We start from the raw sequence: 14,617 nt of genomic DNA, 5'->3' as shown, positions 1-14,617 counted from the left end.
TGCCATGCCGGACAAAACCGCCTCGCCCGCTGTCGAGTTGCGCGTCGGCGAGCGAACGGTGCGACTAACCAACCCGGACCGCGTGTACTTTCCGGAACTCGGCGCGACAAAGCTCGACCTCGCCAACTACTACATCTCCGTGGGTGACGGCATTGTCCGTGCGCTGCGGGAGCGCCCCTGCATGCTGCACCGGTTCCCCAGCGGTCTGAGCGGCGACAAGGTGCACCAGAAGCGGTTGCCCACCGGAGCTCCGGACTGGGTGCGCACCGTGCGGGTCACCTTTCCGCGCTACGGACGGCACGCGGACGAGCTGTGTGTCACGGAGTTGGCGCAGGTCGTCTGGGCGGTGCAGATGTCTACGGTCGAGTTCCATCCCTGGAACACGAGAGCGCCCGCGGTCGAATTCCCCGACGAATGGCGCATCGACCTCGACCCCGGGCCGAAGTGCGGATTCGACAGGGTGCGGCGGGTGGCCGCGGTTGCGCATGAGGTGCTCGACGAACTCGGCGCCGTCGGGTGGCCCAAAACGTCGGGCGGCAAGGGGATGCACATCTACGTCCGGATCAAACCGGAATGGGGATTCTCCGATGTGCGCCGGGCCGCGTTGGCGTTCGCACGCGAGGTCGAGCGCCGCGCTCCCGAGGACGTGACGACGACGTGGTGGCGCAAGGACCGCGACCCGCACAAGTTGTTCGTCGACTACAACCAGAACGCGCGCGACCACACCATCGCGAGCGCATATTCGGTGCGTGGTGTGCCGAGGGCTACCGTGTCGACGCCGGTGACGTGGGACGAAATACCCGCCATCGAGCCTGCCGATTTCACTATTGCCACAGTGCCGCAACGCTTTGCGCGGCTAGGCGATCTCGACGCCGGCATCGACGACGCGGTGTACCTCCTCGATGAACTCCTCGACTGGGCCGCGCGAGACGAACAAGCGGGCGCGGCGGATCCAGGCGGCTCCGACTAGTTACCTAGTGGCCCGCGTGGCTGTTCGGTAGCGGATAGCTTTCCGACGTGCCGTCGCCCGCGGTCAGGGTGATCTTGGAGAATCCGCCGTCCTGCGGGTTCGACAGCGTGACCGTCACCGGTCGGTGCTGGATCTTGCCGGCCGCGCAGGTGGGTTCGCAGAGATTCTTGTTCTCCGTGCCGGTGCCGACGGCGTTGTTGTCGCCCCACGACTGCCAGGTGATCGAGGTGACGGTGAGACCCATGTCGGCGCAGAAGACCGAGTCGATGGTCGCCGGTCGAACCTGCGGCTCGCCGCGGCAGGTGAAGACGGCCGCTTTCGTCGCCGGCGTGGTGGGCGCACCGGATGCCTGGTTGTTTCCGTCGCCGCCCGAGCACCCGGAAACAGCAAGAGCGAGGGCGCACGCACCGAGGAGAGTTGTTGTGCGGAGCATCCGGTCACCAGCCCCTCTCGCGCCACTCGGTCAGCTTCGGCCGCTCGTCGGCCAGCATGGTGTCGTCTCCGTGGCCGGGATAGATATGCGCGTCTGCATAGCGGTTGAAGAGCTTCGACTCGACGCCGCCGAGCAGGCTGGCGAAGTCCGTCGGATTCGTCGTTTTGCCGACGCCACCGGGGAAGAGACAGTCCCCGGTGAAGATATGTACCTGGCCGTCGCGGTCGGTCAGTACGAGTGCGATGGACCCGGGCGTGTGTCCCTGCAGGTGGATAACGTCGAGGGCCATCTCTCCTACGTGAACTGTGTCCCCGTCGTTCAGCAGGCGGTCCGGCTTGACCGGCAGCGGTTGCGCATCGAGCGGGTGCGCAGCCGTGGCGGCCCGGGTCGTCGCGGCCACCTCCTGCAGCGCCTGCCAATGGTCGGCGTGCTGGTGGGTGGTGATGATGAGCTCGAGGGCGGGGGCTTCCTGTTCGAGCAGCCAGATCAGCCGGTCCGCGTCGTTGGCCGCGTCGATCAGCAGGCACAGCCCGGTCTCGGAACAACGCAGCAGGTAGGCGTTGTTATCCATGGGGCCGACGGACATTTTGATGATCGTCGCGCCGGGGACGTCGCGCTGCTGCGCTGCCGACCCGGCGGAAACATGACCGGTGTAGGTGGTGTCGATCGGTACCGAATGGGACTCCATAGGACCGCACGCTACCGTCGATGGAGGGCCGCCAACAGGGCTTGGGGTGGTCGGCGTTTCTCCCCTCACGCTCGGCCGTCGAAACTTGTCGGTGGGTGCACATAGCATGGCGACCAGGGCGGGCCTGGAGTCTCGCCGGTTCGAAATTGCGGAAGGATGCTTGTGGCGGATCGCCTGGTTGTACGTGGCGCGCGCGAACATAATCTGCGCGGCGTCGATCTGGATTTGCCGCGGGACAGCCTCATTGTCTTCACCGGCCTGTCCGGTTCCGGCAAGTCGAGCCTTGCGTTCGACACGATCTTCGCCGAGGGCCAGCGACGGTATGTGGAGTCGTTGTCTGCGTACGCCCGGCAGTTCCTCGGCCAGATGGACAAGCCGGACGTCGACTTCATCGAAGGCCTCTCGCCGGCGGTGTCGATCGACCAGAAGTCGACCAACCGCAACCCGCGTTCGACGGTCGGCACCATCACGGAGATCTACGACTACCTGCGGCTGCTGTACGCGCGGGCAGGAACGGCGCATTGCCCGGTGTGCGGCGAGCGCATCGCCAAGCAGACGCCGCAACAGATCGTGGACCAGGTGCTGGCCATGGAGGAGGGCATCCGCTTCCAGGTGCTCGCACCGGTGGTCCGGACGCGCAAGGGCGAATTCGTCGACCTGTTCGACCAGTTGAACTCGCAGGGTTACGCCCGCGTGCGGGTGGACGGCGTCGTGCACCCGCTGACCGACCCGCCGAAGCTGAAGAAGCAGGAAAAGCACGACATCGAGGTCGTGGTGGACCGATTGACGGTCAAGCCGAGTTCGAAGCAGCGGCTCACCGATTCCGTGGAGACCGCGCTGCGGCTGGCCGACGGCATTGTCGTGTTGGATTTCGTCGACCGCGACGAGCACGCCCACGACCGGGAACGTCGGTTCTCCGAGCGGCTCGCGTGCCCCAACGGGCACCCGCTGGACGTCGACGATCTGGAACCGCGGTCGTTCTCGTTCAACTCGCCCTACGGTGCCTGCCCGGACTGCACCGGCCTAGGGATTCGCAAGGAGGTCGATCCGGACCTGGTGGTGCCGGATCCGGAACTGAGCCTCGAGGACGGCGCGATCGCGCCGTGGTCGATGGGTCAGACGTCGGAGTACTTCGGCCGGCTGCTTTCCGGCTTGGCGGAGATCCAGGGCTTTTCGATGTCCACCCCATGGAAGGATCTGCCGGCCAAGGCGCGCAAGGCGGTGCTGGAGGGCAGCGCCGACCAGGTACACGTGCGGTACAAGAACCGCTACGGGCGGGTGCGCTCCTACTACGCCGACTTCGAAGGCGTCATGCCGTTCCTGCACCGACGGTTGGAGCAAACTGAGTCGGAGCAAATGAAGGAGCGCTACGACGGCTACATGCGGGACGTGCCCTGTCCGGCATGTAGCGGAGCCAGGCTGCGCCCCGAGATCCTTGCGGTGACCATTGCGGCGGGGGCGGAGCGCAAGTCGATCGCCGAGGTCAGCGAACTTTCCGTCGCGGAATGCTCCAAGTTCCTCAACCAGCTGACTCTGGGAGCGCGCGAGCAAGCGATCGCCGGCCAAGTCCTCAAGGAAGTACAGGCACGGCTGGGATTCCTGCTCGACGTCGGCCTGGAGTACCTGTCGTTGTCCCGGGCCGCGGGGACGTTGTCCGGCGGCGAGGCCCAACGAATCCGGCTGGCCACCCAGATCGGGTCCGGATTGGTGGGCGTGCTCTACGTGCTCGACGAGCCATCGATCGGGCTGCATCAGCGCGACAATCGACGCCTCATCGACACGCTCACCCGGCTGCGCGACCTCGGCAACACGCTGATCGTCGTCGAGCACGACGAAGACACGATTCGTGCGTCGGACTGGGTTGTCGACATCGGGCCGCTGGCCGGTGAGCACGGTGGCCGCGTCGTGCACAGCGGTCCCTACCAGGAGTTGCTCACCGATCCGGAATCGTTGACCGGCGCATACCTGTCCGGTCGTTCCGAGATCGCCGTGCCGATGGTGCGCCGGCCCGTGAACAAACGTCGCCAAGTCACCGTCGTGGGCGCGCGCGAACACAACCTGCGCGGCATCGACGTGAGCTTTCCGCTCGGGGTACTGACCTCGGTTACCGGCGTATCCGGGTCGGGTAAGTCGACGCTGGTCAACGACATTCTCGCGACGGTGCTCGCGAACAAGCTCAACGGCGCACGGCAGGTCCCTGGGCGGCACACCCGCGTCAACGGCCTCGACCACCTCGACAAGCTCGTCCAGGTCGACCAGTCACCGATCGGGCGTACGCCACGATCCAACGCGGCGACGTACACGGGCGTGTTCGACAAGATCCGGACGCTGTTCGCCGCGACCACCGAGGCGAAAGTCCGCGGCTACCAGCCGGGGCGCTTCTCGTTCAACGTGAAGGGCGGTCGCTGCGAGGCCTGTTCGGGGGACGGCACCATCAAGATCGAGATGAACTTCCTGCCGGACGTGTATGTCCCGTGCGAGGTCTGCCACGGTGCGCGGTACAACCGGGAAACGCTCGAGGTGCACTACAAGGGCAAGACGATCGCCGAGGTGCTCGACATGTCCATCGAGGAGGCAGCGGAATTCTTCCAGCCGGTCACCTCGATTCACCGCTACCTGAAGACGCTCGTCGACGTGGGGCTCGGCTACGTCCGGCTCGGCCAGCCGGCGCCGACACTGTCTGGTGGCGAGGCGCAACGCGTCAAGTTGGCGGCCGAATTGCAGAAGCGGTCCACTGGGCGAACCATCTACATCCTCGACGAGCCCACCACCGGCCTGCATTTCGAAGACATCCGCAAGCTATTGGCCGTCATCAACGGACTTGTTGACAAGGGCAACACGGTCATCGTGATCGAACACAACCTCGACGTCATCAAGACGTCGGACTGGGTGATCGACATGGGGCCCGAGGGTGGCTCGGGCGGCGGAACCGTCGTCGCGCAAGGCACCCCCGAAGAGGTCGCCGCGATCGAGGAGAGCTACACGGGCCAGTTCCTCCGGCACGTTCTCAAGCCACGGCGCACTGCCGCCTCGCCGGGGAAACGCACCGCTAAGCGAAACCCGAAGAAGGCGTCACCCAGCCGAAGGGCCGCCGCGGTCGGTTGATGTAACTGCCGAATAACGTCTTCTAGCTGCGCAAAACTGCCGTTCGCCGCAAGCTCCCGACCTAGTATCGAGCCAGCAGGGCCGAACAGGGAGGTATGCGATGGCGGAAGCGGCGCAGTACAAGGGTCGCCGCCGGAAACGCGGTGCGTGCCTGCTGGAATTTCTGGTGCTCGCCGGCATCGTCGCGATCGTGGCACTCGCGATCGTGGTGCTGGTGTTCTATCTGCTCATCCAGCGCTACAACCTGAGCAACACCTTGCTGTGGACGGTGGCTGTGGTGGTCTTCGGCGGTGGACTGGTGCTGACTTACTGGTTCTGGGTCACTGATCACTGGGACGGCGAGCCGTGGCGGCTGCTTGCACACAAGGGTCGGGCCGGGCGGGTGGCCAACGTGGAAACCGCCGACCGGACAAAGCTGCACGTCGAAATGCAGGGCCCCAGCGACGCGTTGGTCACCTTGCTGTTCGTTCACGGCTTGGGATTGAGCGCAGCAGCGTGGCGGGAACAACGCGCGGCGCTTGCTGACTACCAGGTCCGGATGGTCAGCTACGACGCGCGTGGCCACGGCCGTTCGGGAAAACGAAAGCTGGACCAGAACATTCGCGGCGTTCGTCAGTTGGCCGACGACCTGGGCCGGGTGATCGACCAGACGGCGCCGCGTGGGCCGCTGGTCATCGCCGGGCACGGGATGGGTGGCATGACCGCGTTGGCATTGCCCGCGGTGCGGCCCGACCTCGCCGAGCGCATCGGCGGCTACGTGTTGTGTTCGACCACCGCCGGCCCGTTGGGCAAAACCGCCAGGTTCGGGTTGTGGCGCATCCTGGCGCCCGTCAGTTGGGCCATGCGACGCGAGGCAGTCGGCATCTTCCGCCTGCTCGACCTCTTGCCACGGTTTGTCGCGCACCTGATTGGGCTGGCGCCCTATGAACTCGGTGTCCGCTATTTCGCCGTTGCCCACCGCAGTTCGAAGACGGCGGTTCGCCCGACCGTTGCGATCATGTACGACAATGGTTTTCGGCAATTCGGTGACCTGCTCGCCGCCGCCATGGATCACGACGAACGGTCCGGACTGCCCGCGCTCAGCGCGCATGTTGCCGTGATCAAGGGCGAAAACGACAGGATCGTGCCGCCCAAGGACCAAGACGCCCTCGCGTCGGCGATTCCCAACGCGACATTGCGATCCGTGCCCAAGTGCGGCCATCAGACCCCGTTCGAGGCCGCGGCCGAGGTGAACGAGGAGTTGTTGCGAGTTCTCGGACTGGTGCACGAAGAGGCCGAGAACGAGATTCGGGCCGCCGAAGAGGCCAAGGCAGCGCGGGCCGCGGCCGCCGCGGCGCACTCGACCGCCTACGAGACCGCGCGAACGGCGGCGGCAACGGCCGCCTCAGCGGTCGGTTCGGCGACATCGACAGCGGCTTCAGCCGTCGGAACCGCGACAAGTACCGCCGCATCTGCCGTCGCCGGCGCATCCTCGGCAGTACGGGCACCGGCGTCGGCGGTCGCCCACGCCGCGCCGTCCACGGTCGATCAGATTCGCGACGCCCTCGGCGAGATGCTGGAAGCCTTCGAGGACATCTCACCCGAAGGCCCAGTGCGCAGTGGATTGCACACCATTCACCGGGTGCTAGGCGTCAATCACGCCGACGCCGAGCGGCCGAATACCGACCGGCGGCGCGACGACGGTCAGTAGACCGGCCCGGTCAATTTTTCGCCCGGTCCCTTGCCGGGTTCGTCGGGGTGCGCCGATGCTTCCCGAAACGCCCGCTGCAGGGACTGCAATCCGTCGCGCATCGGACCGGCGTGCGGACCGAGGTATTCCACCGACGCGGTGATCAGGCCAGCCAGCGCAGTGATTACCCGGCGCGCCTCGTCCAGGTCACGGTGCGGGCTGGACTCCGGGTCGGCATCGGAAAGCCCGAGCTTCTCGGCCGCGGAGCTCATCAGCATGACGGCCGCGCGGCTGATGACCTCGACGGCGGGGATGTCGGCAAGCTCGCGGACCGTAGCGTCTGCGTTCGCCTGGGTGTCATCGGTGTGGGTCACGGTACGAGCATCGCACCCTGCGAAGTCACCCACTACTTCGCGTCGTGCTGCAGTCGATCGACTGCAGCGCCGCGACAAGTACCGGGTGACTTGCGGGGAGGGCGCTGATTTCTGTGCTGACGTCGAGTAATGCTAGGCTTTTGGGCACGACCGCCCTGGGTATGTCCAGATTCGCTTTCGGATATGTTCAGGGCAGACAAGTGGAGCCCGCTCCCACCGTTGTTTGGCGCAGACTGATCAGCGGTCCGGTCACCATGCTGGCGCATGGGTCCCCAGGCATGGGGAATGTTCGCGCACCCGCGGGTGTTGTGTTCGATGACCGGTCGACGGGCCCCGTGTCGGTGTGTTCACCGCCGCGGGGTTTTTTCGTCGCGGACCTGGTCTCCACACAACTGGACACGACAACTACGCAAGCGACAAACGTCCCCAAACCTAGGAGGTCCCATCAGCACTGAGACTCGCATCAACGATCGCATCCGCGTCCCCGAGGTCCGCCTGATCGGGCCGGGCGGTGAGCAGGTTGGGATCGTGCGTGTTGAAGATGCACTCCGCGTCGCCTTCGAGGCAGACCTCGATCTGGTCGAGGTCGCACCCGATGCCCGTCCGCCGGTCTGCAAGATCATGGACTACGGCAAGTTCAAGTACGAGACGGCGCAGAAGGCGCGCGAGTCTCGGAAGAATCAGCAACAGACGGTCATCAAGGAGCAGAAGCTTCGGCCCAAGATCGACGACCACGACTACGAGACCAAGAAGCGCAACGTTGTTCGTTTCCTCGAGGCCGGGTCCAAGGTCAAAGTGACGATCATGTTCCGCGGACGCGAGCAGTCGAGGCCCGAACTGGGCTTCCGGTTGCTGCAGCGCCTGGCGGCAGACGTCGCTGAGTTGGGCTTCGTCGAAACCTCTGCCAAGCAAGACGGCCGCAACATGACCATGGTCCTCGCACCGCACAAGGGCGCGAAGACCCGAGCGAAGGCCCAGCAGGGCGCCGCCAGCGCGCAGCGGCCCGCCAGTCACCCCGCCGAGCCGGGCGACGCGACGGCGAGCTGAGCCAACTAAGGCACTTCGCGCATATCAGAGCCTGCTCGCAGGCGCCGACAGATCGTGCCTGCGGGCATATGGAAGATGGAAGAACTGAGGGACTCATGCCCAAGATGAAGAGCCACAGCGGCACCTCGAAGCGTTTCAAGGTTTCCGGTCGCGGAAAGTTGCTGCGTCAGCAGGCCAACCGTCGCCACTTGCTGGAGCACAAGCCCACTCGCCGCACCCGCCGCCTCGACGGCAAGGACGTGGTGAGCCCGCAGGACGCGCCGCGGGTGAAGCGCCTGCTCGGCATCTAGATCCGCACGGGATCCACCGAAACTCTCCCCGACCATTCGGCGCCCTTGCGGCGCCCCTTGAACCCGACAGGATTTGACCAGTGGCACGCGTCAAAAGAGCAGTAAACGCACAGAAGAAGCGCCGCAGCGTACTCGCCGCGTCCAGCGGCTACCGGGGGCAGCGTTCGCGTCTGTACCGCAAGGCCAAAGAGCAGCAGCTGCACTCGCTCAACTACGCCTACCGCGACCGCCGTGCGCGCAAGGGTGACTTCCGCAAGCTGTGGATTGCCCGCATCAACGCCGCCGCGCGCGCCAACGACATGACCTACAACCGCTTCGTCCAGGGCCTCAAGGCCGCGGGCGTCGAGGTCGACCGCAAGATTCTGGCCGAGCTTGCCGTCTCCGACGCGGAGGCGTTCGCCGGCCTGGTTGCGATCGCCAAGGCAGCGCTGCCCGCCGACGTCAACGCCCCGGCCGGCGAGGCTGCCTGACACCCACCACTAGACGACCCGCGATGTCGCGCTCAGTGCCTCCGTCTCCGGAGGCGCCACTCACCGAGCGCACCCCGCGGGTCGTTTCTGCTGTCAAGCTGCAGCGTGCCGCGCAGCGCCGCAAGACGGGACTCTTTCTGGTCGAGGGCGTGAACTGCGTGGAAGCGGCCATCGAGCACGGAAAAGTTCGCGAGATTTTCCACACGGGGATGGGTGGGCGCCGCGTCAACGAGGCGCTCACCCGTGCGCGGACCCTCGGCGTCACGGTGTCGCTGGTCTCCGAACGCGCTGCGAAGGCCCTCGGTGATGCCGTCACCCCGCCGAGCGTGGTCGCGGTCTGTGAACTCCTCGACGCGCCGATCGAGAAAGCGGTGGAACCAGCACCGAGGCTGGTGGCCGTGCCCGTGGAGATCGGTGAACCTGGCAACGCCGGCACCCTCATCCGCACCGCCGATGCGGTAGGCGCCGACGCCGTGATTCTCGCCGGTGACAGCGTCGACCCGCATAACGGCAAGTGCGTCCGGTCCTCGGCGGGCAGCATTTTTCACCTGCCGATAGTCCGCGACCGCGACGTCTACGGCGTGCTCGACCGGCTCCGCGGCGCCGGGCTCACCATTGCGGCCACCGCTGCCGACGGTGACCTCGATCTCGACGACGCCGACAGCATTCTGGCTACCCCCACCGCATGGCTGTTCGGCAACGAGGCACACGGGCTGGATCCGGCGATTTCCGCCGCGGCGGACCATCGGGTTCGGATCCCCATCCGGGGACGTGCCGAGAGCCTCAATCTCGCCTCAGCAGCGGCGATCTGCCTCTACGCCAGTTCGCGGGCCCAACGTCACCGCTGACGTCGCCCGATGGTGATCGCCTAGGATGGGCAAGTTGAGCCGAGGCGAACCAGGAGCGTGCACCGCCGGGGCGAGCGAAGCGACGGGAGATTCACAATCAGTGGCAAAGAACGAGGGATCAGACAAGCAGCCGATCGACCCCGCCAGCTTGACCGCGGAGGCGCTCGACGCCGCCGCGACGGCGGCGGAGCGGGCGTTTGCTGCCGCGTCGACGCTCGAGGCGCTTGCCGAGGCAAAGACCGCGCATCTCGGTGAACGCTCGCCGATCGCGCTGGCCCGACGCGCGCTCGGTTCGCTGCCCGGCAATGAACGAGCCGACGCAGGCAAGCGGGTGAACGTCGCCCGCCAGCAGGTCGCCACCGCCTACGACGCCAGGTACGCCGATCTCCTCGCCGAACGCGACGCTGCGGTCTTGGTGGCCGAGACGATCGATGTGACGCTGCCGGCCCAGCGTCGTCCCCTCGGCGCCCGTCATCCGATCACGGTCATCGCCGAGGAGGTGGCCGACGTCTTCGTCGCCATGGGCTGGGAAATCGCCGAGGGTCCGGAGGTGGAGACCGAACACTTCAACTTCGACGCGCTGAACTTCCTGCCGGACCACCCGGCGCGGACGATGCAGGACACCTTCCACATCGCGCCGGAAGGCTCCCGTCAGGTATTGCGCACCCACACCTCGCCGGTGCAGATCCGTGCAATGCTGACCCGCGAGCTGCCCATCTACATCGCCTGCCCGGGTCGTACCTTCCGGACCGACGAACTCGACGCGACACACACCCCGGTGTTCTCCCAGGTCGAAGGGCTGGCTGTGGATAAGGGGCTGACCATGGCGCACCTGCGCGGCACGCTCGACGCGTTCGCCCGCGCCTTGTTCGGCCCCGACGCCCACACCCGCATGCGTCCGAACTACTTCCCGTTCACCGAGCCGTCGGCCGAGGTCGACATCTGGTTCCCGCAGAAGAAGGGCGGCGCCGGCTGGGTCGAATGGGGTGGCTGCGGCATGGTCAATCCGAACGTGTTGCGTGCCTGTGGAATTGACCCGGAAGAGTACAGCGGGTTCGCGTTCGGCATGGGCCTGGAACGAACCCTGCAGTTCCGCAACGGCATTCCCGACATGCGCAACATCGTCGAAGGCGACGTTCGCTTCACGTTGCCGTTCGGCGTCCGCAACTGAAATCCGACCGACTAGAGAGCGAATCACACAGTGCGAGTAGCGCAATCGTGGCTCACCGAGATCCTGCAGCGAGCCAACCCCGGCTGGTCGGTGAGCGCGGCGGAACTCGACGCCGGGTTCGTGCGAGTGGGTCTCGAGGTCGAAGACGTCCATCAGCTGACGCCTATCCAGGGACCGCTGGTGGTGGGACGTGTCGAGGACATCACCGAACTGACCGAGTTCAAGAAGCCGATCCGGTACTGCCAGGTGGCGGTCGGCGAAGAGCAGCCGCGGGGAATCGTCTGCGGCGCCCGCAATTTCAAGGTTGGAGACCTCGTGGTCGCGGCGCTGCCGGGTGCGGTGCTGCCGGGCGGCTTCGCGATCGCCTCCCGCAAGACCTACGGTCACGTCTCCGACGGAATGCTGTGCTCGGCATCGGAAATCGGGATCGGCAAGGATCACTCCGGAATCCTGGTGTTGGAAGCGGGTTCCGCGGAACCGGGCGCCGACGCGAACACGCTGCTCGGCCTCGATGACACGGTGATCGAGCTGAACATCACGCCCGACCGCGGCTACTGCTTCAGCGTGCGCGGCCTCACCCGCGAGCTCGCCTGCGGGTTCGATCTCGACTTCGCCGATCCGGCGGTGGAGTCCTTGCCCGGCTCCGATGTGCTGGCCTGGCCCGTCACGCTCGAGCCGGAGAGCCTGGCGACCCGCTTCGCGCTGCGCAAGGTCAGCGGCATCGATCCGAAGGCCGTCAGCCCGTTCTGGCTGCAGCGCCGCCTGCTGCTGGCGGGTGTGCGCCCGATTTCGCCGGCCGTGGACGTGACCAACTACGTGATGCTCGAACTCGGGCAGCCGCTGCACGCCTTCGACGCGGAGAAGGTGCAGGGCCCGTTGGTGGTTCGCCGCGCCGAGGCGGGGGAGAAGCTGCGCACCCTCGACGACGTCGAACGCGCCCTCGACCCCGAAGACGTGGTCATCGCCGACGATTCCGGCGCGATCTCGCTCGCCGGCACGATGGGTGGCGCCAGCACAGAGGTCGGGCCCGGGTCGACGGAGATCCTGCTCGAGGCCGCGACCTGGAATCCCCTGGCGGTCTTCCGCACCACCCGGCGTCACAAGCTCACCTCCGAGGCCAGCAAGCGATTCGAGCGCGTAGTCGATCCGCAGGTCAACATCGCCGCGCTTGACCGGGCAGCGGAATTGCTGGTCGAGATCGCCGGGGGCCGGGTGGAACCGGCGCTCACCGACGTCAGGGTTGATTCGGGCGAGACCGAGCGCACCATCCTCATCGATCCACACCTGCCCGACCACGTGGCAGGAGTGGTCTACCCGGACGGCACCGCGGCCCGGCGACTGCGTCAAATCGGCTGCGCCGTAGCGGAATCCGATGGGCACCTGGCGGTGCGTCCGCCGAGCTGGCGGCCCGATCTGATGCAACCAGCGGACCTCGTCGAGGAAGTCCTGCGGCTCGAGGGGCTCGAGCAGATCCCGTCCTTGCTGCCCAGCGCGCCGGCCGGTCGCGGCCTCACCCCGCAGCAGCGCCGCCGCCGCGGTATCGGCCGGGCGCTTGCCTACAGCGGCTATGTCGAGGTTCCGCCGCCGGTATTCCTGCCGCACAACGTCTTCGAATCCTGGGGGCTCGATAGCGACGATCCGCGACGGGCGACCACCCGGGTGCTCAATCCGCTCGACGCCGATCGTCCCGAACTCGCCACCACGCTGTTGCCGGGCTTGCTCGAGGTGGCCGCCCGCAACATCGCGCGGGGACAACGGGATCTGAGCATCTATGGGCTCGCCCAGGTGGTGCTGCCCGGACCCGACACCCGCGCTGTCGAACCGTTACCCGTCGACCGGCGGCCGAGCGACGAGGAGTACGACGCGCTGCTGGCCTCGCTGCCGTCGCAGCCGCTGCATGCCTGTGTGGTGCTGACCGGCCTACGCGAACTCAATGGCCCCTGGGGCGCGGGGCGGCCTGCCGACGCCACGGACGCATTTGCCGCGGCGGATGTCATCGGTGCGGCTGCCGGGGTGGCGATCGAGCGGCGGCCTGCCCAGTACGCGCCCTGGCATCCGGGACGATGCGCCGAGCTGGTCGTCGACGATGTGGTCATCGGACATGCCGGTGAGCTGCATCCCGCCGTGCTCGAGCGGGCCGGATTGCCGCCCCGGACGTGCGCGGTCGAGATCGACATCGACGCCATCCCGCTGAGCGAGGTCCTGCCCGCGCCGAGGATCTCCGCGTACCCGGCCGTGCTGCAGGACGTTGCGGTCGTCGTCGACGCGAAGGTGCCCGCGGCATCGGTCGCCGCGGCGCTGCGCGACGGCGCGGGCGAGTTGCTCGAGGACATTCGCCTCTTCGACGTCTTCACCGGAACCCAACTTGGTTCCGGGCGTAAGTCGCTTGCCTTCGCCTTGCGCTTCCGCGCTGACGACCGCACGCTCACCGAAGACGAGGCCAGCGCGGCCCGCGACGCCGCGGTTGCGGCAGCCGCGAGCGCCGTCGGCGCGGAGCTGCGCGGCTAGAGGTGCTTGTCGATGACCACTCCGGACGCGCTGGCTGAGCAACTCCTCGATGCGCAGGTCGAGTTCATCCTCGACGAACTGAGCGGCGACCGGTTGCACGAGGTGATCTCGGAAATCACGGTCGATGTCCTGGCCGTTGCGGACACGATGATCGTCAGCGACGTCATCGACGTGACTGCGGTCAAGCAGACAGCCCGGGTCGCCGTCGACCGAATCGGCGGCAGTGCGATGGTCGAGGACATGGTGGCGATCTTCGCCGATGCGGTCTACGACGCTTCGGCGAACGAGAAACATCACCTGGGCGACGTGATCGATCGCGACTCGGTCTCCGACCTCGTGCAGAAGTTTCTCGAGATGCACACCTTGCACGACCTGCTGTTGGAGCGGTTGACCGAGAGCCCGCTGGTGGCCAACGTGGCCTCGCGCTTTGTGAACAAACTTGTCACCGATTTCATGCAGTCCAGCCGGGAACGCGCCGAGCGGGTCCCTGGGGTCGCCTCGGTGTTGTCCATGGGTCAGCGGGCCGCCGCGCGGATGCGGTCCACGGAGGAGCGCCACTTTCTCGGTGACCTGGCCGGTCGCAGCGCGCAATTTGCCTTGCGCCGAACAAACAACGCGATCAAGGAGCTGATCCGGGATGCTCCGCTGCACGGCGCGGCCATGGAAATCTGGGACCTGCACGCCGACGAGCCGGTGAGTGGGCTGCGTGACTACCTCTCACAGGCCGAACTACGCGACCTGATCGTCACCATCTACGCCATCGTCGAACACGCCCGCAACACCGACTACCTCGCCGAGATGATCGACGAAGGCATCGACGCGTTCTTCGATCACTACGGGCATCGCAGGGTGGCGGAGCTGCTGCCGGAGATCGGCCTCGACGGTGAGACGGTGGCGGCCGAGATTTCCCGGTATGCGCCGGAGATTCTCGAAGCGGCCAAGGCGAACGGGGTGCTGGCGGGTTTGGTGCGCGAGCGGCTGGCGCCGTTCTTCCGCTCGGAGCGCACGCTAACTCTGCTGGCTAGCGCCCGAGATCATGGCTAG

General features: G+C 66.6%; 13 protein-coding genes. 10 read left to right on the top strand and 3 right to left on the bottom strand.

The genetic code is table 11. The features are described 5' to 3' along the window. Window positions 1–4: 4 nt before the first annotated feature. A complete protein-coding gene (gene ligD / locus FOS14_RS13635) occupies window positions 5–970 on the top strand; it encodes a non-homologous end-joining DNA ligase (RefSeq protein WP_143771357.1) in 966 nt (321 codons plus the stop codon). A gap of 4 nt (window positions 971–974) precedes the next feature. Here ligD and FOS14_RS13630 read toward each other — a convergent pair whose 3' ends face one another. Next, window positions 975–1,403 carry a hypothetical protein gene (locus tag FOS14_RS13630; protein WP_143771355.1) on the bottom strand — a complete coding sequence of 143 codons (429 nt, stop codon included), beginning with the start codon at window positions 1,401–1,403 and terminating at the stop codon, window positions 975–977. A gap of 4 nt (window positions 1,404–1,407) precedes the next feature. Further along, window positions 1,408–2,091 carry an MBL fold metallo-hydrolase gene (locus FOS14_RS13625; RefSeq protein WP_143771353.1) on the bottom strand — a complete coding sequence of 228 codons (684 nt, stop codon included), beginning with the start codon at window positions 2,089–2,091 and terminating at the stop codon, window positions 1,408–1,410. Window positions 2,092–2,253: 162 nt separating this feature from the next. Between FOS14_RS13625 and uvrA the strand changes: the two genes are divergently transcribed. Continuing rightward, window positions 2,254–5,196, top strand: a complete 2,943-nt coding sequence (gene uvrA / locus FOS14_RS13620; RefSeq protein WP_143771351.1) for an excinuclease ABC subunit UvrA — start codon at window positions 2,254–2,256, stop codon at window positions 5,194–5,196. Between the two features lie 100 nt (window positions 5,197–5,296). Then, window positions 5,297–6,886 carry an alpha/beta fold hydrolase gene (locus FOS14_RS13615; RefSeq protein ID WP_143771349.1) on the top strand — a complete coding sequence of 530 codons (1,590 nt, stop codon included), beginning with the start codon at window positions 5,297–5,299 and terminating at the stop codon, window positions 6,884–6,886. Here FOS14_RS13615 and FOS14_RS13610 read toward each other — a convergent pair. Next, window positions 6,880–7,143, bottom strand: coding sequence for a DUF1844 domain-containing protein (locus FOS14_RS13610; RefSeq protein WP_370512234.1), 264 nt, complete (start codon window positions 7,141–7,143; stop codon window positions 6,880–6,882). The two genes, FOS14_RS13615 and FOS14_RS13610, sit on opposite strands and share 7 nt — an antisense overlap. Window positions 7,144–7,683: 540 nt before the next feature. Here FOS14_RS13610 and infC point away from each other — a divergent pair. The 7 genes from infC (at window position 7,684) to FOS14_RS13575 (ending at window position 14,617) form a co-directional block, all read left to right on the top strand. After that, window positions 7,684–8,286 (top strand): translation initiation factor IF-3, encoded by a 603-nt coding sequence (infC, locus tag FOS14_RS13605; RefSeq protein ID WP_143771520.1) that lies wholly within the window; start codon window positions 7,684–7,686, stop codon window positions 8,284–8,286. Between the two features lie 95 nt (window positions 8,287–8,381). Beyond that, on the top strand, window positions 8,382–8,576 hold the full coding sequence (rpmI, locus tag FOS14_RS13600; RefSeq protein ID WP_143771345.1) for a 50S ribosomal protein L35: 195 nt from the start codon (window positions 8,382–8,384) through the stop codon (window positions 8,574–8,576). 80 nt (window positions 8,577–8,656) lie between these two features. Then, a complete protein-coding gene (gene rplT, locus FOS14_RS13595; RefSeq protein ID WP_143771343.1) occupies window positions 8,657–9,046 on the top strand; it encodes a 50S ribosomal protein L20 in 390 nt (129 codons plus the stop codon). 23 nt (window positions 9,047–9,069) lie between these two features. Next, window positions 9,070–9,894, top strand: a complete 825-nt coding sequence (locus tag FOS14_RS13590; protein WP_143771341.1) for an RNA methyltransferase — start codon at window positions 9,070–9,072, stop codon at window positions 9,892–9,894. 100 nt (window positions 9,895–9,994) lie between these two features. Continuing rightward, window positions 9,995–11,065, top strand: coding sequence for a phenylalanine--tRNA ligase subunit alpha (gene pheS / locus FOS14_RS13585; protein ID WP_143771339.1), 1,071 nt, complete (start codon window positions 9,995–9,997; stop codon window positions 11,063–11,065). A gap of 30 nt (window positions 11,066–11,095) precedes the next feature. After that, window positions 11,096–13,573, top strand: a complete 2,478-nt coding sequence (gene pheT / locus FOS14_RS13580; RefSeq protein ID WP_143771338.1) for a phenylalanine--tRNA ligase subunit beta — start codon at window positions 11,096–11,098, stop codon at window positions 13,571–13,573. A gap of 12 nt (window positions 13,574–13,585) precedes the next feature. Then, window positions 13,586–14,617, top strand: a complete 1,032-nt coding sequence (locus FOS14_RS13575; RefSeq protein ID WP_143771336.1) for a hypothetical protein — start codon at window positions 13,586–13,588, stop codon at window positions 14,615–14,617.

It is taken from the genome of Skermania sp. ID1734 (genome assembly GCF_007489285.1).
Lineage (GTDB): Bacteria > Actinomycetota > Actinomycetes > Mycobacteriales > Mycobacteriaceae > ID1734.
Note: the sequence above shows the minus strand (reverse complement) of the source record. Positions and strands in the feature narration are given on the sequence as shown.